Source organism: Pseudomonas sp. KU26590 (assembly GCF_026153515.1).
GTDB lineage: Bacteria > Pseudomonadota > Gammaproteobacteria > Pseudomonadales > Pseudomonadaceae > Aquipseudomonas.
In genome coordinates this window covers 342,332-366,874 of record NZ_CP110644.1, presented here as the reverse complement: position 1 = coordinate 366,874, position 24,543 = coordinate 342,332, and the positions used below count along the sequence as shown (strand labels likewise).

At 60.1% G+C, this 24,543-nt stretch carries 23 protein-coding genes; 11 read left to right on the top strand and 12 right to left on the bottom strand.

Features of this window, described 5'->3' with window-relative positions; all coding sequences use genetic code 11:
• Positions 1-42 precede the first annotated feature (42 nt).
• Positions 43-1,281, top strand: coding sequence for an N-acetylmuramoyl-L-alanine amidase (locus OKW98_RS01715; protein ID WP_265387717.1), 1,239 nt, complete (start codon positions 43-45; stop codon positions 1,279-1,281).
• A 66-nt stretch (positions 1,282-1,347) separates the two neighbouring features.
• On the opposite strand, the gene OKW98_RS01710 is transcribed toward OKW98_RS01715, so the two are convergent.
• Entirely contained in the window at positions 1,348-1,737 is a 390-nt protein-coding gene (locus tag OKW98_RS01710; protein WP_265387716.1) for a glutamine synthetase, read from the bottom strand.
• Positions 1,738-1,823: 86 nt separating this feature from the next.
• Here OKW98_RS01710 and zigA point away from each other — a divergent pair, with 86 nt between their 5' ends.
• Positions 1,824-3,026 (top strand): zinc metallochaperone GTPase ZigA, encoded by a 1,203-nt coding sequence (gene zigA, locus OKW98_RS01705; protein ID WP_265387715.1) that lies wholly within the window; start codon positions 1,824-1,826, stop codon positions 3,024-3,026.
• Positions 3,027-3,038: 12 nt separating this feature from the next.
• On the opposite strand, the gene OKW98_RS01700 is transcribed toward zigA, so the two are convergent.
• Positions 3,039-3,410 carry an NADH:ubiquinone oxidoreductase gene (locus OKW98_RS01700; RefSeq protein WP_265387714.1) on the bottom strand — a complete coding sequence of 124 codons (372 nt, stop codon included), beginning with the start codon at positions 3,408-3,410 and terminating at the stop codon, positions 3,039-3,041.
• Positions 3,411-3,463: 53 nt separating this feature from the next.
• Between OKW98_RS01700 and OKW98_RS01695 the strand changes: the two genes are divergently transcribed.
• Positions 3,464-4,426 (top strand): CobW family GTP-binding protein, encoded by a 963-nt coding sequence (locus tag OKW98_RS01695; RefSeq protein ID WP_265389626.1) that lies wholly within the window; start codon positions 3,464-3,466, stop codon positions 4,424-4,426.
• 20 nt (positions 4,427-4,446) lie between these two features.
• Here the strand turns inward: OKW98_RS01695 and OKW98_RS01690 are convergent, their stop codons facing one another.
• The gene (locus OKW98_RS01690) at positions 4,447-4,839 is read right to left on the bottom strand and encodes a DUF3301 domain-containing protein (protein ID WP_265387713.1); all 393 of its coding nucleotides are present in this window, start codon (positions 4,837-4,839) and stop codon (positions 4,447-4,449) included.
• A 134-nt stretch (positions 4,840-4,973) separates the two neighbouring features.
• On the opposite strand from OKW98_RS01690, the gene pdxY reads away from it, so the two are divergent.
• The gene (gene pdxY, locus OKW98_RS01685; protein WP_265387712.1) at positions 4,974-5,840 is read left to right on the top strand and encodes a pyridoxal kinase PdxY; all 867 of its coding nucleotides are present in this window, start codon (positions 4,974-4,976) and stop codon (positions 5,838-5,840) included.
• 18 nt (positions 5,841-5,858) lie between these two features.
• On the opposite strand, the gene OKW98_RS01680 is transcribed toward pdxY, so the two are convergent.
• Positions 5,859-6,344 carry an acyl-CoA thioesterase gene (locus OKW98_RS01680; protein ID WP_122534219.1) on the bottom strand — a complete coding sequence of 162 codons (486 nt, stop codon included), beginning with the start codon at positions 6,342-6,344 and terminating at the stop codon, positions 5,859-5,861.
• A gap of 308 nt (positions 6,345-6,652) precedes the next feature.
• On the opposite strand from OKW98_RS01680, the gene OKW98_RS01675 reads away from it, so the two are divergent.
• Positions 6,653-8,407, top strand: a complete 1,755-nt coding sequence (locus tag OKW98_RS01675; RefSeq protein WP_265387711.1) for a cation:proton antiporter — start codon at positions 6,653-6,655, stop codon at positions 8,405-8,407.
• Between the two features lie 59 nt (positions 8,408-8,466).
• On the opposite strand, the gene OKW98_RS01670 is transcribed toward OKW98_RS01675, so the two are convergent.
• From OKW98_RS01670 to uvrD, 3 genes are all read right to left on the bottom strand, one after another.
• Positions 8,467-8,874, bottom strand: a complete 408-nt coding sequence (locus tag OKW98_RS01670; RefSeq protein WP_265387710.1) for an SMI1/KNR4 family protein — start codon at positions 8,872-8,874, stop codon at positions 8,467-8,469.
• A 128-nt stretch (positions 8,875-9,002) separates the two neighbouring features.
• On the bottom strand, positions 9,003-9,857 hold the full coding sequence (locus OKW98_RS01665) for a Tim44 domain-containing protein (protein WP_265387709.1): 855 nt from the start codon (positions 9,855-9,857) through the stop codon (positions 9,003-9,005).
• A gap of 206 nt (positions 9,858-10,063) precedes the next feature.
• Entirely contained in the window at positions 10,064-12,247 is a 2,184-nt protein-coding gene (gene uvrD / locus OKW98_RS01660) for a DNA helicase II (RefSeq protein ID WP_133773942.1), read from the bottom strand.
• Positions 12,248-12,418: 171 nt separating this feature from the next.
• On the opposite strand from uvrD, the gene OKW98_RS01655 reads away from it, so the two are divergent.
• The 3 genes from OKW98_RS01655 to OKW98_RS01645 all read left to right on the top strand — a co-directional run bounded on the left by OKW98_RS01655 (position 12,419) and on the right by OKW98_RS01645 (position 15,809).
• Entirely contained in the window at positions 12,419-14,485 is a 2,067-nt protein-coding gene (locus OKW98_RS01655; RefSeq protein ID WP_265387708.1) for a putative bifunctional diguanylate cyclase/phosphodiesterase, read from the top strand.
• Positions 14,486-14,602: 117 nt separating this feature from the next.
• Positions 14,603-15,469, top strand: a complete 867-nt coding sequence (gene hexR / locus OKW98_RS01650) for a transcriptional regulator HexR (RefSeq protein ID WP_065988147.1) — start codon at positions 14,603-14,605, stop codon at positions 15,467-15,469.
• Between the two features lie 109 nt (positions 15,470-15,578).
• Entirely contained in the window at positions 15,579-15,809 is a 231-nt protein-coding gene (locus tag OKW98_RS01645) for a PA3496 family putative envelope integrity protein (protein ID WP_265387707.1), read from the top strand.
• Here the strand turns inward: OKW98_RS01645 and OKW98_RS01640 are convergent.
• On the bottom strand, positions 15,763-16,713 hold the full coding sequence (locus tag OKW98_RS01640) for a LysR family transcriptional regulator (RefSeq protein ID WP_265387706.1): 951 nt from the start codon (positions 16,711-16,713) through the stop codon (positions 15,763-15,765). The genes OKW98_RS01645 and OKW98_RS01640 overlap by 47 nt on opposite strands.
• Before the next feature lie 195 nt (positions 16,714-16,908).
• Here OKW98_RS01640 and OKW98_RS01635 point away from each other — a divergent pair, with 195 nt between their 5' ends.
• A complete protein-coding gene (locus OKW98_RS01635) occupies positions 16,909-18,324 on the top strand; it encodes an acetyl-CoA carboxylase biotin carboxylase subunit (protein WP_265387705.1) in 1,416 nt (471 codons plus the stop codon).
• A gap of 103 nt (positions 18,325-18,427) precedes the next feature.
• Complete coding sequence (gene oadA, locus OKW98_RS01630) at positions 18,428-20,236, top strand: sodium-extruding oxaloacetate decarboxylase subunit alpha (protein WP_265387704.1); 1,809 nt, start codon at positions 18,428-18,430, stop codon at positions 20,234-20,236.
• Positions 20,237-20,358: 122 nt separating this feature from the next.
• On the opposite strand, the gene OKW98_RS01625 is transcribed toward oadA, so the two are convergent.
• The 4 genes from OKW98_RS01625 to OKW98_RS01610 form a co-directional block, all read right to left on the bottom strand.
• Positions 20,359-20,952, bottom strand: a complete 594-nt coding sequence (locus tag OKW98_RS01625; RefSeq protein ID WP_265387703.1) for a hypothetical protein — start codon at positions 20,950-20,952, stop codon at positions 20,359-20,361.
• Between the two features lie 122 nt (positions 20,953-21,074).
• Positions 21,075-21,743: a GNAT family N-acetyltransferase gene (locus OKW98_RS01620; protein WP_265387702.1), complete on the bottom strand. Its 669-nt coding sequence runs from the start codon at positions 21,741-21,743 to the stop codon at positions 21,075-21,077.
• A 17-nt stretch (positions 21,744-21,760) separates the two neighbouring features.
• Complete coding sequence (locus OKW98_RS01615; protein ID WP_265387701.1) at positions 21,761-22,207, bottom strand: GNAT family N-acetyltransferase; 447 nt, start codon at positions 22,205-22,207, stop codon at positions 21,761-21,763.
• A complete protein-coding gene (locus tag OKW98_RS01610) occupies positions 22,200-22,841 on the bottom strand; it encodes an FMN-binding negative transcriptional regulator (protein WP_265387700.1) in 642 nt (213 codons plus the stop codon). The genes OKW98_RS01615 and OKW98_RS01610 overlap by 8 nt, the downstream gene beginning before the upstream one ends.
• A gap of 89 nt (positions 22,842-22,930) precedes the next feature.
• On the opposite strand from OKW98_RS01610, the gene OKW98_RS01605 reads away from it, so the two are divergent.
• Entirely contained in the window at positions 22,931-24,478 is a 1,548-nt protein-coding gene (locus OKW98_RS01605; RefSeq protein WP_265387699.1) for a PLP-dependent aminotransferase family protein, read from the top strand.
• Positions 24,479-24,543 lie beyond the last annotated feature (65 nt).

Genomic DNA, 24,543 nt, shown 5'->3' with positions numbered 1-24,543 from the left:
TCTATCTCTGAGCCGGGATGCTCTTCGCCATCGGAACGTGCCATGCACCGACGTCAACTGCTGCTCAACATGCTTTTGGCCAGCGCCGCCTTTGCGCTTCCATTCTCAGTCAACGCGACGCAGATCCGAAACGCCCGTCTGTGGCGTTCCGATAGCAAGCTGCGTCTCGTGTTCGATCTCAGCGGCCCGGTGCAGTACAAGACCTTCACGCTCAGCGCGCCTGAGCGGATCATCATCGACGTCAGCGGCGCCCGGCTTGAGGGCAACTTCAGTCAGCTGGCGCTTGAAAACACGCCGATCAAATCCATTCGTTCCGGCCACTTCGGCCAGAGCGATACCCGCATCGTCCTCGATCTCACATCACCCGTTCAGATCAACAGTTTCCTGCTGGGCCCAGAGGGCGCGCAGGGAAACCGGCTGGTTCTGGATCTGGGGCATGACGTGCTTTCCCGTCCTCCTGTTCAGCTGGCTGCAGCCGCACCGTTGATAAAAGAGCCGCCCGCGCAGTCCACGGGAAGAGACCGTTCCAAGCGCGACATCATGGTGGTCGTCGACGCAGGCCACGGTGGCAAGGACCCTGGCGCTGTTGGCTCGAAGGGTGAGCGGGAGAAGGACGTCGTGCTGTCCATCGCGCAGTTGCTCGCCAAGCGTTTGAAGCGCGAGAAGGGCTTTGATGTGCGCCTGGTTCGCAACGACGATTTCTTCGTTCCGCTGCGCAAGCGCGTCGACTTCGCGCGCAAATACAACGCTGACATGTTCATCTCGGTCCACGCCGACGCGGCGCCTCGGTTGACGGCTTCCGGCGCGTCTGTGTTTGCTTTGTCGGAGAACGGCGCGACATCCGCGACGGCGCGCTTCATGGCCCAGCGTGAAAACGGTGCAGACCTGATCGGTGCGACCAGCCTGTTGAACCTGAAAGACAAGGACCCGATGCTGGCCGGGGTGATTCTCGACATGTCGATGAACGCGACGATCGCTGCCAGCCTGGACTTGGGTCACACCGTACTGGGCAGCCTGGAAGGGATCACGACGCTGCACCAGAAACGCGTGGAGCAGGCCGGTTTTGCGGTGCTGAAGTCGCCGGATGTACCGTCGATTCTGGTCGAGACCGGTTTCATATCCAACAGCCGCGACAGTCAGCGCCTTGTTACTGCGCGCCATCAACAGGCCGTGGCCGATGGTTTGTTTGATGGCATGAAGCGCTACTTCGAACGCAATCCGCCGGCAGGCTCGTACGTGGCCTGGCGGCAAGAGCAAAAGGCGAATGAGGCGTTGGTCTAAGGATCGCGATGCCGAACGGCGGGGGGAGCAGATTGACTCTCCCCGGAAACGGGTCAGCCGTGTAGCTCACCGACAACCCATCACCCGGTCGCAGGTGATCTTGGTCCGGCTCCCGCTCGAACTCGACACCCGACTGATTGTTGTCCAGCCCACTTTCTGGGTATATCCCACCCAAGTCTCGCCGTCTGACGCCAGCCCGGTAAAAAACGTCAGCGAACCGTACCGGCTGTTGGTCTGCGCCCAGCGGCGCTTGCCCGCGCTTTCGAAACCGCGCACGAACATGGTTTCCCCCGCCATTGCGACGCTGTACGTGTTGTTGTCGGCATCGATGCAGGCCAACAGCGTCGCGGTGCGCGTGCACAACGCCTTGTCCAGCCTGGGCGAGGGCGGCAGGGCGAACGCCTGTGTGCTGAGCAACAGCGAACAGCCTGCCAACGACCAAAACAACCGATTCATGAAGCTGCCTCAAAAAAGATTAGCGCCTGCGTATCGTTATACTATAACGTAAAAAGCGAACGCATTCGCACTCTGGTGAAACCTTCATGAACCGCCTTCCCGTTACCGTTCTTTCCGGCTTCCTTGGCGCGGGCAAAAGCACGCTGCTGAACCACATCCTGCGCAATCGCGACAACTTGCGCGTCGCCGTCATCGTCAACGACATGAGCGAGATCAACATCGACGGGAGCGAGGTTCAGCGGGACGTCAGCCTCAATCGGGCGGAAGAAAAGCTGGTGGAGATGAGCAACGGCTGCATCTGCTGCACCCTGCGCGAAGACTTGCTGGAAGAGGTCAGCCGGCTCGCCCATGAGGGTCGTTTCGACTACCTGTTGATCGAGTCCACCGGTATTTCCGAGCCGCTTCCCGTGGCCGAGACCTTTACCTTTCGCGATGAGCAGGGCCGGAGCCTGGCCGATGTCGCCCGACTCGACACCATGGTAACGGTGGTCGATGGCCTGAACTTCCTGCAGGACTTCAACGCCGCAGAAAGCCTGGCCTCCCGCGGCGAGACGCTGGGCGAGGACGACGAGCGCGCGATCACTGATCTGCTGATTGAGCAGGTGGAGTTCGCTGACGTGATCCTGATCAGCAAGATCGACCTGATCAGCTCCACCGATCGCCGAGAGTTGATGGCGATTTTGCGCCGCCTCAATAGCCAGGCGGAGATTCTGCCGATGGTCATGGGCGCCGTGCCGCTGAGTAAGATACTCGACACGGGCCGTTTCGACTTCGAGCGCGCGGCCCAGGCACCGGGCTGGCTCAAGGAATTGCGTGGCGAGCACACGCCGGAGAGCGAAGAATATGGCATCGCGTCCACGGCTTATCGGGCGCGTCGGCCTTTTCACCCCCAACGCTTTTTCGACTTCCTGAATGCGCCGTGGGAAAACGGACGACTGCTGCGCTCGAAGGGCTTTTTCTGGCTCGCCAGCAAACACGAGGACGCGGGCAGTTGGTCCCAGGCAGGCGGCTTGATGCGTCATGGTTTTGCCGGTCGTTGGTGGCGCTTTGTGCCCAAGGCGCAGTGGCCGCAGGACGACGAAAGCACACAAGTGATCATGCGCAGCTGGGAGGCGGAGACCGGCGATTGCCGTCAGGAACTGGTGTTCATCGGGCAGAACATCGACTTCGCTCGGCTGGCTGCGGAGCTGGATGAATGCTTGCTGACGGACGCCGAGATGGCGGCCGGCGTTGCAGACTGGCGCTCAATGCCTGATCCGTTTGGCGACTGGTACGGCGATGCGGCTTGACCCCCCTCAGTCTTACGGCGTTTTCCAGATGCCTTGGCTCTGTTGCTCGCAGAACGGTTTGAGAAACGCTGCGTCGCTGGCCACGCCGTAATAGTGAATGTTCTGCCGATAAGGCATATTGGCCACCTGCGCGTTGCTGCACTGGCCAAATGACCCGGCAGGGCATTGTTCCGAGTAGGTGACGTCGGTTTTCTGATCCTTGAGCTGGGGTTTGCAGAAACCGTTATGGAACAGGTCTGGCGGGATGTTCAGATTCTCCTGACAGACTTTCACGTCCACTCGCTCGCCTTGGCTGTGCACGACGCACGACTCGGCCAAGACCTGCGTCGACGTTATTACCGAAAGCACCCACGCCAGCCGCACCGGCAGCCAGATTGCTCGCATTAATTACCTCCGTCAGCGCTCCTCTCGGGAGAGCGATTAAAAGAATGGCCGACATGCTGCAGAACATCCCCACTCATGTCATCGCTGGCCCGCTAGGTGCCGGCAAGACGAGCCTGATCAGGCATCTTCTTGAGCAGAAACCTGCGCACGAGCGCTGGGCTGTGCTGATCAATGAGTTCGGCCAGATCGGCCTGGATGCTGCGCTGCTGACGACCGGCGATGATGGTATCGCACTTGGCGAAGTGGCTGGCGGTTGCCTGTGCTGCGTCAATGGCGCGCCTTTTCAGATTGGCCTCGGCCGGCTGTTGCGCAAGGCCAGGCCGGATCGCTTGCTCATTGAGCCCTCCGGGCTGGGCCATCCGGTCCAGTTGATCAAGCAATTACACGAGGCGCCCTGGATCGGAGTGCTGGCGATCCAGCCCAGTGTCATGGTGCTCGACGCTCAGGCACTCGCCCACGGCAAGGTGCTGCCTGATACCCAGCGAGAAGCGCTGGCGCAGGCGGGTCTGCTGGTGTTGAACAAGTCTGAAGGACTGGACGCCTCGACGCGTAAGGCGATTGCCGATGCGCTGCCTGATCGCCTGCTGCGCTGGACCGACCACGGCGTATTGTCTCTGGACTCCTTGCCTGGCATTGAGGTCAGCGCTCACGCTGGCTTGGACAATCCGGCCATCCCCCGGTCATTGGCGCAACTCCCCGCAGCGTGGGCGGACCCGATGACGCCTGTCTGCCTGAGCCAGCAGCAGGCCGAAGGCTGGAGCATTGGCTGGCGCTGGCACCCTGAGCGGGTGTTCGATGCGGCAGGGGTGCAAGCCTGGCTGCAACCATTGGGCTGGCGGCGCGCTAAGCTGGTTATCCACAGCGAGAAGGGGTGGATCTCAGGCAATGCGCTGAACGGGAGTTCGCTGGAATGGGCGTCGAGTGAGTGGCGCAGAAACTCGCGCCTTGAGCTGATCTTCGACGGGCCTCAGGACGAGGCCGTTTTGCAGGCAGCGCTGGCGGGCTGTCTGCTCTAAAGCGAGTTATCCACAGAGGATCACTGCTTCCACTTGTTGTGTTCCTGACGCCACTGGCTCAGCTGAATGATCTCGGCGGTGGGCTTTGGGTCTTTGATCTCGAACGGGTAGGGCGCCAGTTCGATCTGCGCCGCATGGGCACCGAACATGGTGATCGTGCCGGGATGGCGATGCTCACCCGTGACCGTGAACTCGAAGTTATAAATCCGCGCCAGGCGCTTTCGGCCTTCGTTGTCGCGCTTGAAGGCGAGTCGCTTCAGCGCCACGTTGCCGTCGAGCAATTCAAGCTCAAGCTTGGCGCAGTGCTGTTTGACGCGGTCGAGCGCCCGCTCACGCAGGCCATGGGCGTGCCACAGCCAGGCACCGGCCGTCGCCAGCAGCATGAGGACGAAAATGTTGCCCAGGGTCAGCATGGAAAAAGAACTCCAACAGAAGGCTTGCAGCTTAACTGCGTCGGGTGACAGACAGCCATAGCCGGAAAGTTTAATTTCGCTTCACTTCGTCCGGCATCGCCACTACTGTGCCTTCCCGGTCTCAGGAACCTGTCATGAAACGTACGCCCCATCTACTCGCCATCCAGTCGCATGTCGTGTTTGGTCACGCCGGCAACAGCGCAGCCGTGTTCCCTATGCAGCGTATCGGCATCAATGTCTGGCCGTTGAATACCGTTCAGTTCTCCAACCACACTCAGTATGGACACTGGGCGGGCGAAGTCCTGGCGCCGCAGCAGATTCCCGCGTTGGTCGAGGGGATTGCCGCGATTGGCGAACTGGGTAATTGCGATGCGGTGCTGTCGGGTTATCTGGGGAGCGCAGCGCAAGGACGGGCGATTCTGAGCGCCGTCACACAGATCAAACGCGCCAATCCGCGCGCGCTGTATTTGTGTGATCCGGTAATGGGGCACCCGGAGAAGGGCTGCATCGTGCCGCAGGATGTCAGCGATTTCCTGCTGGACGAAGCCGCTGCGGTCGCCGACTTTCTGTGTCCGAATCAGCTGGAGCTGGACAGCTTCTCCGGCCGCAAACCTGAATCGTTGCTCGACTGTGTGGCCATGGCGCGGGCGTTGCTGGCCCGAGGCCCCAAGGCGGTGGTGGTCAAGCACTTGGCCTATCCGGGGAAACCTGCGGACGGCTTTGAAATGCTGCTGGTGACCGAACACGAAACCTGGCACCTGCGCCGGCCGCTTCTTGCGTTCCCTCGACAGCCAGTCGGTGTCGGCGACCTGACATCCGGGCTGTTTCTGTCCCGGATTCTGCTGGGTGACGACCTGCGCCGCGCGTTCGAATTCGCGGCGTCAGCGGTGCATGAAGTGCTGCTGGAGACCCAGGCCTGCGGCAGCTATGAGCTGGAACTGGTGCGCGCGCAGGACCGAATCGCCCATCCGCGCGTCAGGTTCGAAGCGGTCCGGCTGTAAGCCGAATCCGGTGCTGGCTTAAACCGGCTCATCCTTTATTTCACGATAGCGCTTCTCCAGTTCCTGACGGATCTGGCGGCGTTGTTGTGCCTGCACGTAACGGCGCTTGTCTTCGCTGTTGGCCGGCGTCAGTGGCGGTACGCTGGCAGGTTTGCGCTGGTCATCCACCGCCACCATGGTGAAGAAGCAGCTGTTGGTGTGACGAACCGAGCGCTCGCGGATGTTTTCGGTCACCACCTTGATGCCCACCTCCATGGACGTATTGCCGGTGTAGTTGACCGACGCCAGGAAGGTGACCAACTCGCCGACATGAATCGGCTCACGGAAAATCACCTGATCCACCGACAGCGTCACGACATAGCGTCCTGCGTAACGGCTCGCGCACGCGTAGGCGACTTCGTCGAGGTACTTCAGCAGCGTCCCGCCGTGCACGTTGCCGGAGAAGTTGGCCATGTCCGGGGTCATCAATACAGTCATCGACAGCTGGGCGTTTCCGGGTTCCATAGCGTGCTCACGGTCTAAAAGGGTCAAAAGGCACCTTGCTCAGGTGCTCGAATGCAGATTGGCTACAAAACCATCGATACCGGGACGCCAACGGCCGCTCCGCCGTCACGCCCCGCACCCATCTGTTTCCATATATTGCACTGGCTTTTCGCGCTTTTGTGCGGTGTTAACCTGCTGAAGCCCTTGGATGGGGTAAATCCTGCGTCTCAGTCGGAATATTCAGACTTCGTTGGCGATTTTTCGTACAGCAATCGTCTCTTTTCGGACGGACACGCGCATTTCACCGATCGCCAGCAGGAGCAGCGCCCATGCATGCCATCAGTTTCATTCAAGACTTGGCGGTGATCATGCTCGTGGCTGGCGTCGTAACGGTGGTGTTTCATCGGCTCAAGCAACCTGTGGTGCTCGGCTATATCGTCGCCGGCTTCATCATCGGCCCGCACACGCCGCCGTTCGGCCTCATTCACGACGAAGACACCATCAAGACCCTTGCCGAGCTCGGCGTGATCTTCCTGATGTTCTGCCTCGGTCTGGAATTCAGCCTGCGCAAACTGTTCAAGGTGGGCGCGACGGCGTTTATTGCCGCGTTTCTCGAAATCATGCTGATGATCTGGATCGGTTACGAAATCGGCCAGTTCTTCGCCTGGAACACCATGGACTCACTGTTCCTCGGTGCCATTCTGGCGATCTCGTCCACCACCATCATCGTCAAAGCCCTCAACGACCTGAAGATGAAAAACCAGCGCTTTGCCCAGCTGATCTTTGGCGTGCTTATCGTTGAAGACATCCTTGGCATTGGCATCATCGCGCTGTTATCGGGCATCGCCGTGAGCGGCACGGTCAGCTCCGGCGAGGTGTTTTCCACGGTGGGCAAGCTCTCGCTGTTCATGATTGTCGCGCTGGTCATCGGCATTCTGGTGGTGCCGCGAGTGCTGGCCTACGTGGCGAAGTTCGAAAGCAACGAGATGCTGCTGATCACGGTGCTGGGCCTGTGCTTCGGGTTTTGCCTGCTGGTGGTCAAACTCGAATACAGCATGGTTCTGGGCGCCTTTCTCATCGGTGCGATCATGGCCGAATCAAGGCAACTGGCGAAGATCGAGCACCTGGTCGAGCCCATTCGTGACATGTTCAGCGCGATCTTTTTCGTCGCGATCGGCTTGATGATCGATCCGAACATTCTGCTCGATTACGCCTGGCCCATCGCGGTGATCACTGTCGCCGTGGTACTGGGCAAGATGATTTCCTGCGGGTTGGGCGCCTTTATCGCCGGCAACGACGGCAAGACCTCACTGCGGGTGGGCATGGGGCTGTCACAGATCGGCGAATTCTCCTTCATCATTGCAGCGCTAGGGATGACGCTGCAGGTCACCAGCGACTTTCTCTATCCGGTCGCGGTGGCAGTCTCCGCAATCACGACGCTATTGACGCCTTACCTCATCCGCGCAGCAGACCCGCTGTCGCACACGCTGGGCGCTATTGTTCCTGCACGCATGGCGCGGGTGTTTGGCCTGTACGGAGAGTGGCTGCGCAGCATTCAGCCGCAGGGGCAGGGCGCGGTGCTGGCGGCGATGATCCGCAAGATCCTGCTGCAAGTCGGGATCAATCTGGCGCTGGTCATCGCCATCTTCTTCACAGGGGCATTCTTTGCGGAGCGGATTGGCGTTTATTTCAGCGACTGGGTCAGCGATGTCGGACAGCAAAAAGCCTGGATCTGGGGCGCTTCATTGCTACTGTCGCTGCCGTTTCTGATCGCGGCTTATCGCAAGCTCAAGGCGCTGTCGATGCTGCTGGCAGAGATGGGCGTGAAGCCGGAGATGGCGGGCAGGCACACAGCACGCGTCCGTCGGGTGATCGCCGAGGTGATCCCGTTGCTGTCATTGATGGTGATTTTTCTGCTCATAGCATTACTGTCATCCAGCATGCTGCCGACGCGTGAATGGCTGATGCTGATTGTCGTCGTGGCGGCCGTGGTGGCTGCCGTGCTGTGGCGCTGGTTCATCCGGGTGCACACGCGCATGCAGATCGCGTTGCTCGAGACCCTGGGCAATCACCCTGAGCCCTGAGTTCTGAATCAGCCTTGAGGTTCGGGCCTAAAGGCTGATTCAGCAGAGCGGTGTGCGTCTCAGCTTTCCAGCCAGACGTCCCGCGCCCAGTGCCAGACGGATTCCCAGTTTTCTTCGATGACGATTTCTTCCTCGCCAGACCACAGCACCACAGTGCCGTCTTCTTCAACGCAGTAGTAATCCTCGCCGTCCTGACAGATCGGGATCAGCTCGCGGGGCACGCCGATGTCCCAGGCGGTCGCTGCCACTTCCGGCAGATACGTATGCGAACCCGGATCAGTAACCGTGACGGGCTCAAGGCTGCCGTAGACCACGTCGCTTACGGTCAGCAAGAACTCCTTGAAGACGAAGGGGATATTGATGAACAGCTGCTCCTCAACCTCGACCAGCTGATCTTCATCAGGCAGCTCAAGCGGGACAGGGACCGGTTCATTGGCTTCACGGAGTTGTTCGATGACTTCTTCCACGACGTGGATCCTCTAACGATTTGCGCGGGTTATACAGTAGCTCAAAGGCATCGCCAAATTAACTTGGCTTCTATAAAAAGCAGAACCCCGGAACATGTCCGGGGTTCATTTGCAGCGGCCCAGCGGTATTAGCCGTTCTGGCGGATACCTGCCACCAGCCAAGGCTGGTTGTCGCCCTGGGCGCGCTCCATGTTCCAGCTCTCGCTGAACACTTCGCCCTGATCAAAGCGCGACGTTTTCGACACACCGTTAAACGTCAGCGTGGCGATGGTCTTGTCGGCGCGATCATCCAGACCCTCAAGTTGCACAGTGAGGTTGTCGATGAACGTGGACTGGAAGCCTTCACCCAGATCCGCGCGTTCTTTTTTCAGGAACTGCAGCATCTGCGGGGTCACGAACTCGGAGATCTTGTCCATCTCGTTCGCGTCCCAGTGCTGTTGCAGCGACTGGAAGTGGCTGCGGGCCGCTTCAATAAAGCGTTCTTCGTTGAACCAGGCCGGCGCATTGATCACCGGACGGGCTGCCGCTGCTGAAGCGGAACCGCCGAAGATAGAATTCTGTGCTGGTTGTGGCTGCTCTGAGGTTTCACGCTGATAAGGAGCACCAGCGGGGGCCATCTGCGGCTGCTGTTTGCGCCGACGCGCCGCGATGAAGCGGAAGATCACGAAGGCGATGATCGCCATGATCAGGATGTCGAAGAACTGCATGCCCTGGAAGCCACCGCCCATGAACATGGAGGCCAGAAGACCACCGGCGGCGAGACCGGCCAATGGGCCCAGCCATTTGGAAGCACCGCCCGCAGCAGGCGCAGGACGGCCGGCGGAATTAGGTGCAGCGGCAGGAGCAGAAGGAGCTGTCTGACGCGCCTGGTGACTTGGCGCCGAGCCCATGCTCTTGCCACCACCGAAACGCGCAGCATTGACATCGAGGCTCATGGTGAGCCCGATCATCATTGCCAAAGCGATGCTAAGAAAACGTTGCATAAGGGAATTCCCGTTTGTGGATTGCACGCGCGCCATGTTGCACAGGACAAATGGGGATGACCAGCGGCCATATGTTTCCGGCTTTTGCGTGAATCTTCACCTGCCTGTCCTACTTGGGTTGTAGGCAGGTGAAGAAAGTTCTGTAGGAAAGATGGGGGGTGGATGTGGGAATGCAAGGGGTGCATCAACGCATCGTCAGTTGTCGATTACACCGGCTCGAGCTTCGCGTACCCCAGCATCAGCCACTTGCTGCCTTCCGAGAAGTTCACCTGAACCCGAGCCTGAGCGCCTGATCCCTCGAAGTTGAGGATCACGCCCTCACCGAACACCGCGTGCTGCACGTGCTGACCCAGGGAGAACTGGCTCTGCGGAATGGCTTCGCCATCGAACAGACGACTCGGGGCCATGGTTTTGGAACCGCCGAACGGACGGGTCACGCTGTTGGACAGCCGCACTTCCTGAATCAGATTTGGCGGGACCTCCCGCACGAAGCGCGAGACCTTGTTGTAGGTTTCGCTTCCGTACAGGCGTCGGGTTTCTGCATACGTCATCACCAGATGCTGCATGGCGCGGGTGATGCCCACGTAAGCCAGACGACGCTCTTCTTCCAGACGGCCCGGCTCTTCCAGGCTCATCTTGTGCGGAAACAGGCCTTCTTCCATGCCCACCAGGAACACGTACGGAAACTCCAGACCCTTGGCACTGTGCAGCGTCATCAACTGAATGCTGTCTTCGTGCTCGTCCGCCTGCGTATCGCCTGCCTCCAGTGAGGCATGGCCAAGGAAGGCCGCCAGCGGCGTCAGGTCTTCCTCTTCGTCGCTGTTCTCGAAGGCGCGCGCGGCGCTGACCAGTTCCTCAAGGTTTTCCACCCGGGCCTGGCCTTTCTCGCCTTTCTCTTCCTTGTGGTACGTGATCAGGCCGGACTGCTCGATGACCGTTTGGGTCATCAGATGCAGCGGCATGTCCGCAGCCTTGGCGGCAAGGTTTTCGATCAGTTCGATGAACGCACCCAGCGCGCCCGCTGCACGACCGGTCAAGCCTTTGTTGGCGACCAGCAGGCGCATGGCTTCCCACATGGAAACATCGGCATGGCGCGCATGCTCGCGAATCGCTTCGACAGTTTTCTCGCCAATGCCGCGCGGAGGGACGTTGATGACCCGCTCCAGCGCCGAATCGTTACCGCGTCCGTCCAGCAGGCGCATATACGCCATGGCGTTCTTGATTTCAGCGCGTTCGAAGAATCGCTGGCCACCGTAGATACGGTACGGGATGCGCTCGCGCAGCAAGGCTTCTTCAAGGACCCGCGACTGGGCGTTTGAGCGGTACAGAATGGCGATGTCGCTGCGCGCCAGGCCAGTCTTGATCGCGCTTTCGATGGTCTCGACCACGTAGCGCGCTTCGTCGTGTTCGTTGAACGCGGCATAAAGGTTGATCAGCTCGCCATCGCCGACGTCCGTCCACAGCTCTTTGCCCAGACGGCCTGTGTTGTTGACGATCAAGCCGTTGGCGGCCTTGAGGATGCTCGCGGTGGAGCGATAGTTTTGCTCCAGGCGAATGGTCTCGGTGTCGGGGAAGTCTTCGGAATACTGATGAATATTCTCGATCTTCGCGCCGCGCCAGCCGTAGATGGACTGGTCGTCGTCGCCGACCACCATCAGGCTGTCGCCACCCTGGGCGAGCAGGCGCAACCAGGCGTATTGAACGGCGTTGGTGTCCTGGAATTCGTCCACCAGCACATGACGGAAGCGACGCTGGTAGTGCGCAAGCAGGCTCGGGTTGTCGCGCCACAGGTCCAGCGCGCGGAGCAACAGCTCGGAGAAGTCGATGACGCCGGCGCGCTGACAGGCCGCTTCATACGCCTCGTAGACCGACTTCATGGTCGTCAGAAACAGGTCGCCCGAGGCCTGAATGTGTTTGGGACGTAGCCCCTCGTCCTTCTGCCCGTTGATGAACCACTGCGCCTGCCGTGCCGGCCAGCGCTGCTCATCCAGATTCAGCTCGCGCATGACGCGCTTGACCAGTCGCTGCTGGTCGTCGCTGTCGAGGATCTGGAAGCTCTGATTCAGACCCGCTTCCTGCCAGTGCGCCCGCAGCAGCCGGTGCGCAAGGCCGTGGAAAGTGCCCACCCACATGCCGGCCGGGTTGATACCCATCAACTGCTCGATGCGATGGCGCATCTCGGCAGCGGCCTTGTTGGTGAACGTCACCGACAGGATCGAGTGCGGCGAGGCGTTCTCAACCTGGATCAACCAGGCGATACGGTGCACCAGCACACGGGTTTTGCCGGAACCAGCGCCGGCCAGGACCAACTGACGACCCACGGAGGCAGCTACGGCCTGGCGTTGGGCATCGTTGAGGGAGTTAAGCAGAAGGGAGAGGTCATCGCGCATCGGGGCATTCTAGGGTGCCGTGAGGGCGTGGGCAAACCCTAACGCTGGCCGGTCGTGATGTTGTCGGTCCCATTTTTGCCGTCGGTAGATTTTAATTGATGACTGTTTGGTCTCGACGGTCGCTTGTGTATCCTCAGCGAACGTTCAAGGCCACCAATTATAAGAAACGCCATGACCTTCAGCTCCGAAGCCCCGGCAGACTCCGTGGCGACACGTCGTGTCATCTGCAAGCAGTTCGCGACCCAGCTTGCCGCCGAGCGCACCCGCCTTCTTTATCAGGGATCGCTGCTGCCGACCCTGTTCATGTTCATCAATGGTTTGCTCTGTGCGTGGCTGCTCTGGAGCCCCGAGCGTTACGCCCTGGTTGGCGTCTGGCTGGGATGGCTGTCAACGATTGTGTGTCTGCGCGTGCTGCAAGTCGCAGCGTTCAGGTCGGCATCACTCGATCGTCGTTCACAGGCGATCTGGAATCGCATGTTTCTGGCTGGCGCCTGCGTCAGCGGGTTCACGCTATCCAGCGCCGCGCTGGTGCTGATGCCGGTGCAGAGCCTGGCGCAGCAGGCCTGGGTGTTCGGCCTGATCGGCGCTGCGACGCTCTCTGCCAGTGTGGCCTATGCGGTAAGCATTCCGGCGTTCCTCACGTTCACGCTGCCGTGCCTTCTGCCGCCCATCCTCTATCTGTTCTGGACCGGCGACCCGCAATGCCATGGTTGGGGCTGGCTCGGACTGATTCTGCTGCTGGCGCTGATCGTGGTGGCCGCGCAGGTCAACCGTTTGATCGAGCGGGGCCTGATCCGGCGGTTTCAGAACGTGGCGCTCATCGAACACCTTCAACAGGCCCAGGCCAAAAGCGATGAACTCAACCGCGAGCTGACGCGCCAGTACGAAGAGCGTACGCGTTATCTGACCCATTACGATGAGCTGACCGGCCTTGCCAATCGGGCGTTGTTCAACGAGCGGCTGCGCGAGGCCAATCAGCGTGCGCGTCACGGCGGGCGCACGCTGGCCATGCTGCATATCAATCTCGATCGCTTCAAATTGCTCAACGACAGCCTGGGTCACGACATCGCTGATCAATTGCTGCGCCTCGTCGCGCGCCGGCTGAATGCCCACGTGGCAGACGCCGATACCGTCGCGCGTTTGTCGGCGGACGAGTTTGCCGTGCTGTTCGACAGCCACGGCAACCTGACCACGATGGCGCGAATCACGACGCGCCTGCTGGCGAAGCTGCGTTCGCCGATATCAGTTTCCGGCCATGAGCTGGTGATCAGCGCCTCGATCGGCATCGCGTTGCTGCCGGGTTCTGCCCGGGACATAGCCGCGCTGGTCAGCCAGGCGAATATGGCCATGCAACACGCCAAACACCTGGGTGGCGACAATTTTCAGTTCTACACCGAAAGCCTTGAGGCGGGTACGCCCGGTCGTTTGCAGCTGGAAATCCAGCTGCGTCGCGCCATTGCAGAAGGGCAACTGGAGGTTTTTTATCAGCCGAAGCTGGAGCTGGAAAGCGGGCGCCTGAATTCCGCGGAGGCCTTGGTGCGCTGGCGTCATCCCGAGCGCGGTCTGATTTCGCCCGGCGAGTTCATCGGCTTGGCGGAGGAGACCGGCCTGATCGCCAACATCGGAGAGTTCGTGCTGCGCAAAGCCTGTCATCAGGCCTGCGAATGGCAGCGAGAGGGCCTCGCGCCGATCAGGGTTTCAGTCAATCTCTCTGTGCACCAGATGCGTCAGGGCAAGCTGGTCAGCCTCGTGCGGCAAGTGCTGGAAGAGACCGGGCTCAAGCCCGAATACCTGGAGCTTGAGCTCACCGAGAGTCAGCTGCTGGAGAGCGTCGAGCACATCATCACCACGTTCCAGCAACTGCGCGCCATCGGGGTGAAATTGGCCATCGACGATTTCGGCACCGGTTATTCATCGTTGAGCTACCTGAAACGTTTTCCGGTGCACTGCGTGAAGATCGACCAGGCCTTTATTCGTGGTTTGAATGACGGGGCGCAAGACGCGGCGATTACCCGGGCAATCATCGCGATGGCCCACAGTCTTGACCTCAGGGTAGTGGCCGAAGGCGTGGAAGATTGCGAGCAACTGGAGTTTCTGAGGTCTCACGGTTGTGACGAGGTGCAAGGCTACTTGATCAGTCGGCCGGTGGAGGCTAGCGTCATGGGCGGCATCCTGCGCAGTCGTCTGGCGCAAGCCTGGAGCCCTGCGCGAAAAGCCCTACACTACAAAGCGACCTGAGCCTCAACACCGATCGGTTTGCCTCGGCAAGATCGTTTAACTGTGCGGTTTGCAGGTCATGTAGTATAACTACAAGAAAGCTACAGCCCGGCCCATCCTTCACTTGAGTCCTGCCCTTTGAATCTGTTGCAGCACATCGCCCAGTCACGCCATCTCTTGCGCAAATCGGAGCTGAAAGTAGCCGATCACGTGCTGCTCGATCCGGCGGCCGTGATGCACAGCTCCATGGCTGATCTGGCCCATGCGGTCGGTATCAGTGAGCCGACCATCGTGCGTTTCTGCCGCGCCATTGGCTGCACCGGTTTTCAGGATCTGAAACTCAAACTGGCGCAAAGCCTCGCCGCCGGCGCGAGCTTCGGGCAGTTCGCCATCCACGAAGACGATTCCGTCGCCGATTACAGCCTGAAGATTTTCGACACCACGCTGCACACGCTGATAGAAGTGCGCGAAAAGCTCGACCCCCATGCCTTGCAGGCAGCGGTGACGGTCATGGCGGCGGCGCATCGTGTCGAGTTCTACGGCTTCGGCGCATCGGGTGCGGTCGCGGCTGACGCCCAGCACAAATTCTTCCGTCTGTTACTGACGGCAGCGTCCTACTCCGATCCGCACATGCAGGCGATGTCGGCTGTAACGCTCAAGCCCACCGACGTTGCGGTGTGTATCTCCCAGTCCGGTCGTTCAAAAGACTTGCTGATCACGGCCAATCTGGTGCGCGAAAGTGGCGCCAACCTGATTACGCTGTGCCCGAGCCAGACACCATTGGCCGAGTTGTCCACGGTCAACCTCGCCATCGACGTGCACGAAGACACCGAGATCTACACGCCGCTGACCTCGCGCATCGCGCACCTGGTGGTCATTGATGTCCTGGCGATGGGCGTCGCCATGGCGCGGGGTCCGAGCCTGGTCAATCACTTGAAAAGCGTGAAGCGCAGCTTGCGTAGCCTGCGGTTGTCGCCGAAGTCGATCAAATCGTCCGAAGATTGAGCTGAACCCGCGCAGGGCTGAAACCTTCACCAACCTGTAACGCTTCCGACGTCTGATCGTCACCGCGCCCCGCCACTCTGTACTCCCGCACACGAATGGGAGACAGGATATGCCTCGGCACTACGATGACTCGCAGCAGCACAGCACCTCCAGCACCAAGACCCGCCGTCAGCAGGAAGACCAGCGCCGCATGGCGTTCCGGCGTGCGATCGAAAGCCATTCCGAAGAACGCCGCCTGAACCAGGAGCTCTCGAACTACCTGGATGGCGCCACGGCTCACTTCTGGCAGAGCGCTAGCCCTTCGGAAGGTGGCCATCAAAGCGTGCGACCAGCTCGCTGATCTGCGTACGCTCCGTGCGAATGAATGACAGGAATGCGTGAGCCACCGGCGACAGACGTTTGTCCCGTGCCTGTACGACGCACCAGCTTCGGTACAGCGGCAATTCAGCCACTGGCAGCTCAATCAGCGTGCCAGTGGCAAGTTCCAGGCTCAGCGCATGGCGCGTCAGCAGTGCGACGCCAAGCCCCGCGACCACGCATTCGCGCTGCGCCTCGGCCGATGAGACCTCCAGCGTGTGCTCGAAGTGAATGCGCTTCTCCTTGAAATACTCCTCGCACGCCTTGCGCGTCCCCGAGCCCTGCTCGCGGACCACCAGCGTTGCCGATTCCAGATCCTTCAGCGTTGGATTGGGCAATAGCGTCAACGGGTGATCCGGCTGTGCCACGGCAACGATCGGGTTATTCAGAAAGGGCAAGAACTCCAGGCCCATGTCCTGCGGGACCATCGACATCACCACCAGGTCATCGCGGTTATCCGAGAGCCGCCGAATCACCTGCGCCCGATTGACGACCGTGAGGTTGAGCATGACTTCCGGGTATTTACGTTTGAAGGCCGCGAACAGGTGGGGCACGAAATACTTGGCACTGGATTCGATCGCCAGTTTGAGCTGCCCCTGCAGCGAGCCCTGCATGTCGGAAAGCTGCATGTCGAGGTTCTCCAGACGACCGAAGATGTCGCGGCTGGCGAGCTGTAGCGCCTCGGCTGCTTCCGTGAGGTAGAGCTTCTTACCCACATATTCGAACAACGGCTGGCCGACCAGCTCTTCGAGCTGACGAATCTGCAGGCTCACCGCTGGCTGCGTCAGCGACATTTCTTCAGCCGCTCGACTGTAAGAGCGCAAATCACAGACCTCATTGAAGATCCGCAACTGACGCAACGTCATGCGCATCAATGACTTACGCATTTATTCACCCTTGGCCGCTTAGCTGATAGTGGCAACTATAAGGTTTTGCTTATGGTTCACCCAATATTTACTCATTTTTGTTAATTGCTGATTCGTCATAGGGTGGCTTCACCTGTGAGCAACATGCAGTAACGGAATGTCGCGCGGTATTGGCCAGCCATCTGGCCCGTCTGCTAATCGGTCGAGGAAATACCAGTGATAAAAAAAATCCTGATCGCCAACCGTGGGGAAATCGCTGTCCGGATCGTGCGCGCCTGCGCCGAAATGGGCATCCGCTCGGTGGCGATCTATTCCGACGCGGACCGTCACGCGCTCCACGTGAAGCGTGCCGACGAAGCGTATGGCATCGGCTCGGAGCCCCTCGAAGGCTATTTGAACCCGCGCAAGCTGGTGAACCTCGCCGTTGAAACCGGCTGCGATGCGTTACACCCCGGCTATGGGTTTCTGTCGGAGAACGCAGAGCTGGCGGATATCTGCGCCGAACGAGGGATCAAGTTCATCGGCCCGTCCGCTGAAGTGATCCGCCGCATGGGCGACAAGACCGAAGCGCGTCGCAGCATGATCAAGGCCGGCGTGCCGGTGACGCCCGGCACCGAAGGCAACGTGGCTGACATCGCCGAAGCACTGGTTGAGGGCGATCGCATCGGTTACCCCGTGATGCTCAAGGCCACGTCGGGCGGCGGCGGTCGCGGCATTCGTCGCTGCAACAGCCGGGAAGAGCTGGAGCAGGCGTTCCCTCGGGTCATTTCCGAAGCCACCAAGGCCTTCGGCAAGGCCGAAGTCTTTCTCGAAAAGTGCATCGTCAACCCAAAGCACATCGAAGCGCAGGTCCTTGGCGACAGCTTTGGCAACGTCGTTCACCTGTTCGAGCGTGATTGCTCGATCCAGCGCCGCAACCAGAAGCTCATCGAAATCGCCCCGAGCCCGCAACTGACGCCGGAGCAGCGCGCCTACATCGGCGACCTCTCCGTGCGCGCCGCCAAGGCCGTGGGCTATGAGAACGCCGGCACCGTGGAGTTTTTGCTCGCCGAGGGCGAGGTGTACTTCATGGAGATGAACACCCGCGTACAGGTCGAGCACACGATCACTGAGGAAATCACCGGGATCGACATCGTCCGCGAGCAGATTCGTATCGCCTCGGGGCTGCCGCTGTCGGTCAAGCAGGAAGACATCATCCATCGCGGTTTCGCGTTGCAGTTCCGCATCAACGCGGAGGACCCGAAAAACAACTTCCTACCGAGCTTTGGCAAGATCACCCGTTATTACGCGCCTGGCGGTCCCGGCGTGCGCACCGATACGGCGATCTACACCGGCTACACCATTCCGCCGTATTACGACTCCATGTGCCTGAAGCTGATCGTCTGGGCGCTGACCTGGGAAGAGGCAATGGACCGCGGTCTGCGTGCGCTGGATGACATGCGTCTGCAGGGGGTAAAGACCACGGCCGCGTATTACCAGGAGATCCTGCGCAACCCGGAATTCCGCAGCGGTCAGTTCAATACCAGCTTCGTAGAGAGCCATCCCGAGCTGACCAACTACTCGATCAAGCGCAAACCCGAAGAGCTGGCCCTGGCCATCGCCGCCGCCATTGCTGCCCATGCGGGCTTATAAAAAAGCCAGCTGCAAGCGCTAAGCCGCAAGCTGCAAGTTGAAGCCGATCCGCTGTGACTTGCCGCTTGTAGCTTGCCGCTTGAAGCTAAAAGGAGATCCGAACATGTCCAAGAAAATCTTCGTCACCGACACCATTTTGCGCGACGCCCACCAGTCTCTGCTGGCGACCCGCATGCGCACCGAGGACATGCTGCCGATCTGCGACAGGCTCGACAAAGTCGGCTATTGGTCGCTGGAAGTGTGGGGCGGTGCGACCTTCGACGCCTGCGTGCGCTTCCTGAAGGAAGATCCGTGGGAGCGCTTGCGCCAATTGCGCGCGGCGCTGCCCAACACGCGTCTGCAGATGCTGCTACGCGGTCAGAACCTGCTGGGGTATCGCCACTACAGCGATGACGTGGTCAGGGCATTCGTCGCCAAGGCGGCGGACAACGGCATCGACGTGTTCCGCATCTTCGATGCCATGAACGACGTGCGCAACCTGCGCGTGGCGGTCGAAGCGGTGAAGGCTTCCGGCAAACATGCCCAGGGCACGATTGCGTACACCACCAGCCCGGTGCACACCATTGGCGCGTTTGTGGCGCAGGCCAAAGAGATGGAAGCGATGGGTTGTGATTCCGTCGCGATCAAGGACATGGCCGGTCTGCTGACCCCTTATGCCACAGGTGAGCTGGTCAAGGCATTGAAGGCCGAGCAATCGCTGCCGGTGTTCATTCACTCCCATGACACCGCGGGCCTGGCCGCGATGTGCCAGCTCAAGGCCATCGAAAACGGTGCCGACCACATCGACACCGCGATCTCCAGCTTCGCCTGGGGCACCAGCCACCCGGGCACCGAGTCGATGGTCGCGGCCCTCAAAGGCAGCGAATTTGACACCGGCCTGGACCTGGAGCTGCTGCAGGAAATCGGCCTGTATTTCTACGCTGTGCGTAAGAAGTATCACCAGTTCGAAAGCGAGTTCACGGCGGTCGATACACGCGTGCAGGTCAACCAAGTGCCGGGCGGCATGATCTCCAACCTCGCCAACCAGCTCAAAGAGCAGGGCGCGTTGAACCGTATGGGCGAAGTGCTGGCCGAGATTCCGCGGGTGCGCAAAGACCTGGGTTATCCGCCATTGGTGACCCCGACTTCACAGATCGTCGGCACCCAGGCGTTTTTCAACGTGCTGGCCGGCGAGCGTTACAAAACCATCACCAATGAAGTGAAGCTTTACCTGACTGGCGGCTACGGCAAGGCGCCAGGGCAGGTGGACGAGACACTGCGCCGTCAGGCCATCGGCAGTGAAGAGCTGATCGACGTGCGTCCGGCCGACCTGCTCAAGCCGGAAATGACCAGACTGCGCGGTGAGATCGGCGCTTTGGCCACCAGCGAAGAAGATGTGCTCACCTATGCCATGTTCCCGGACATCGGCCGCAAGTTTCTCGAAGAACGTGCAGCGGGCACCCTGGCGCCAGAGCCGCTGCTGCCGATTCCCGAGCCTGGCGCGGTGGCGAAATCAGGTGGCGAGGGCGTCCCGACCGAATTCGTCATCGACGTTCACGGCGAAAGCTACCGCGTCGATATCACCGGCGTGGGCGTCAAGGCCGAGGGCAAGCGTCACTTCTATCTTTCCATTGATGGCATGCCGGAAGAAGTGGTGTTCGAGCCACTCAATGAGTTCGTCGGCAGTGGCATCGGCAAGCGTGCGCAGGCCAGCAAACCGGGCCATGTCAGCACTTCCATGCCGGGCAATATCGTCGACGTGCTGGTGAAGGAGGGCGATACCGTCCGCGCCGGCCAGGCGGTCCTGATCACTGAAGCGATGAAGATGGAGACCGAAGTTCAGGCTGCTGTCGCCGGCAAAGTCGTGGCAATTCATGTCGCGAAAGGCGATCGCGTTAACCCGGGCGAGATTTTGGTCGAGATCGAGGGCTGAGACAGTCGCTGCACAGTTAACGGCCTGCCGCGCACAGACGCGGCAGGCTGAACGGTTACCTCTGGGGAGCTCTCGTGGCTCCTCTTTTTTTTGCACCCAATACAGGCGGGGTAAATGGGTCATCAGCGATTCCTATAGTGCTTCTGTAAAACATGCAGGATGTCTTTGAACGACGCTTTACCGGTGCCGACAAGCACCATTTTGTCCTCCTGCAAATAGCTGAACTTGACGTAAAGCACATTGCCTTTGGCCTTCTGCGCAGCGCTCAGGCCGTTAATGGTTTTTTTCAGGCTGGCCAACTGATCGGGAGCCGCAAGAATCCCCGACCAGTCAGGTACCGGAATCAGTCCACCCAGGAAACCAGCGACACTGCTCAGCAACTCATTAGCAGGAAATACCCCTGAGAATCGCTCCTGCGGCTTGTAAGAGCTGATGCCCATGTAGAGATGCGGAAGACTTTTGATCTGCGATTCAATGCCGCGCGGTTGATGGTCGAGCAAGAACTCGGTGACCTGGACGGCCGTGCCGACAATCACCAGGGACTGCACGCCGACGCCTGTTTCGCTGAACAGATAATAATTGTTGGACCCGGCGACTGCCTTTTTGAGCAAGCCACGATCAATGATCACGCTGCCGTATTTGCCATTGTGGAGAATGGGAGCGGGCACGCGCCACGGGTTTTCGGGGGCCGCTTTTGTTTGAGTCAGATTTTGCATGTGAGTCTTCCTTGAATGAGATAGGGCGTCCACTTCCTGTGGACGTCCTTCAGGCTAGCCCGGGATTTTCCAGCCGTGATGATCTCGCGGCTTTTTCAGATAATTCCTACGCACACCTTCGATCAGTTGCGTATCTGCTCCAGCGTCCTGATTTGCTGATCATCCTTAAAGTTATCCACAGCCAGCCATGCTTCGAACGCTTGCTGTGCAGCCGGCCATTCACTGTCGATGATCGAATACCAGGCGGTGTCGCGATTCTGCCCCTTGAACACCGAATGCTGGCGGAATGTGCCCTCAAAGCTGAATCCGAAGCGCTCGGCCGCGCGCTTGGAGCGGGCGTTGTTGGCATTGCATTTCCATTCCAGACGGCGATTGCCCAGCGCAAAGGATTCCCTCGCGAGCAGGTAAACCGCCTCAGTAGCTTTGGGGGTGCGTTGCATCGAGGCGCCGAAGGTCACATGACCAATTTCGATGCGGCCCGCGTTCGGGAAAATGGACATCAAGCCCAGAAAGCCGTGGAGTGTCCCGGTCTGTTGATCAATCACGGTGTAGAACCACGGATCGGTCGAGCCTTCCAGCCCTGCGAGATAGTCATCGAATGCGCCGCGCTCGGGAAACGGACCCACGAACAGGTAATCCCACAATTTGCGGTCAGCGGCCGGACCTTCCAGCGCCTCCCACAGGCCATCGCCATGGGCGGCGGCGTTGAGTTTTTCCAGGCGAATAAAGCGCCCTTGCAGCGTGCGCGTGTCCGGCAGTCTGGCCGGCTGCCAGTGCGTGAGGTCCGACATATCGAGAGTCCTTGGTCTTACAGCGGTTTGCGAAATTGAATAAGGCCCGGGCGCTCAGCGATGCGCTCGTAGAGCTGAATGGCGGTTGCGTTGGTCTCGTGGGTGAGCCAATGGACTTTGTCGGCGCCGTCTTGTTTGGCGGTCGCGTAGACGTACTCAATCAGCTGGCGGCCAACGCCCGTGCCGCGCTGTTCCGGCACCACCAGCAAGTCCTGCAAGTAGCAGGCATTGCTGATGCTCCAGTTGGAGCGGTGATAAATGAAATGCACCATGCCCACCGCCTTGCCGTCCTGCCAGGCGAGGGCGGCGTTGGTCGGCTCGCTGCTGTCCAGAAACCGCTGCCAGGTGCTCTGTGAAACCGCGTCGGCCAGCGTGGTGTTGTAGAAGGTCAGATAAGCGTGCCACAACGGCAACCAGGCGTCGTGATCTTCGGCAGTGACGGGGCGGATGTGGAGGTCAGACACGCGGTGCTCCCGGGCTCATCGACTGAGCGATTTTCTGATCGGAGGGGTCTTGGCTGAGTGCCAGGCCTTTGCTGACGCCGGCGATGTCTTCGGCGCTGCGGTTTTGGTTGAGCTTGCGCTTGCCTTCAAGCCGCTCGATGGGGATCGCGAAGCCGACGATGCCGTTGAGCATCTTCGCAACGTAATCGGCGGGTGCGTCGCTTACAGCCCAGGGCTCGGCACGGCTGGCTTCGTGCTTGTCGGTCAGGCCGGTGACAATCCGCAATAACCGCTCGGGATCAATGAATACATCGGCACGGCCATACGCGTGCACCGCCAGATAATTCCACGTGGGCACCACTTTGCCATGCTCGGCCTTGGCGGCATAAAAAGAAGGGCTGATGTAGGCGTCCGCTCCCTGGAAAATCAACAGCGCTTCGGCACCCGTCTCGAGGGCTTTCCACTGCGGATTGGCCTTGGCCAGATGCCCATACAGCGTGCCTTGCGGACCTTGAGTCGGTTCGAGCAGCAAGGGGATATGACTCGCCTGCAAACCGGTCTCGTCAAAAGTGACCAGTGTCGCCAGGCGCGTGGCCTCTATCTGCCTGTGTAAGCTGGCGAGGTCTTCATCTTTGAAATAGCTGGGCGTGTACATGAGATTTTCCTTGGCGGCTGAGTCAATCCTAGGCAGCCTATTGGTTCGTTGTAAGAGCCATTTATGGTCAATCTCATAGGGCCAATGCCATGCACACTCCCACGCCAGCGCTGACGTTCGATTTCGCCGGCATCGAGTTGAACCGCCGCCATGGTCTTAGCCGCCAGCTGTATCAGACGCTGCGCGAGCGCATCCTCGACGGTCGCGTGTCGGGAGGCACGCGCTTGCCAGCGAGCCGGGATCTGGCGTTGTCCCTCGGCATTTCCCGCAACAGCGTGATGCGCGCTTATGACCAGCTCTACGCTGAGGGCTTTACCGAGAGCCGTGTGGGCGATGGTACCTACGTTGCACTGTTGAGGGAGAAACCGCCGACTGCGAAAAAACTATCCACACACCTGTCCACAGGGTTATCACCAAGCTTATCAACAGGGTTATCCACAAAATCCTCAATAGCAGCGGTAGAACCCTCGAACAATGTTATCCACAGCACGGCGATTCATACGCTGGAGCAGCATCATCTATGGCCCACGAAAAGTGGTCTGCCGAGGGCGTTTCGAACAGGCGTTCCGGCATTCGACCTCTTCCCTTTCGACACGTGGGGCAAGCTGCACGCGGCTTTCTGGCGTAAACCGGGCCTGCAACATCTGGGCTACGGCGACCCTGCCGGCGAATGGCGGCTGCGAGAGTTGATCGCTGCTTATTTAAGGACGTCCCGCGATCTGCGCTGCGCACCTGAGCAAATTGTGATCACCAACGGCGCTCAGCAGGCGATTACCCTTTGTGCACAGCTGCTCCTGGAGCAGGGCGACGTGGTAGCCATCGAAAATCCGGGGTACCGCGCGGCCGGTCATGCCTTCGGGGTCGCTGGCGCAAGGTTGCAGGGCATGGCGGTTGACGCCGAGGGCATGCGCAGTCCGAACCTCAATGACTCAGGCTGTAAGTTGGCGTACGTGACGCCCTCCCATCAGTATCCGCTGGGCGTGACAATGAGTCTGGCGCGGCGGCTGGAACTGCTCGCATGGGCCGAGCGCAATCAAGGCTGGATCGTCGAAGACGACTACGACGGCGAGTACCGCTACAGCGGCGCCCCGCTGGCGCCGTTGGCAGCGTTGGATCGTAGCGGTCGCGTGTTGTATGTCGGGACCTTCGGCAAGGTCGCATTTCCGGCGCTGCGTCTGGGTTATCTGGTGTTGCCGCGCAACCTGGTAGAGCCGTTCAGCCGGCGCAGGGCAGTAGACATGCGTCATTCCGAGGTCGGCACGCAAAGGGTCATGGCCGAGTTCATCGCGGCGGGCCACTTTCAGCGGCACATCCGCCGTATGCGCCGTGCTGCCTTGAGTCGACGCGACGCATTACTGGCCGACTGGCCCCATGAGCTTGCGGGTTGCAGCCCGATGATCAAACCGGTTGCAGGGCTGCATGTCACCGTCGCGGTGAACACGTTAGAGCGTGAGACGGAACTGGTGACCAAAGCAGAAAGCGTTGGCGTCGAGGTCGCGCCGTTGAGTGAGTATTGGCTACCGGAGTCAAAGACGCCGATGGATGATCGGGCCGGGCTGGTCCTGGGCTTTGCGGCGGTGCCCGAGGCCGATATCGCCTCGGCGCTGGCGCGGTTGCGAAGCGTCTGGCGGGTTTGATGGTGGTGAAGCCAATGGCGGCGTTGGCGCGTCACCAAGCAGGCACCGGCGTATACTCGCGCCCA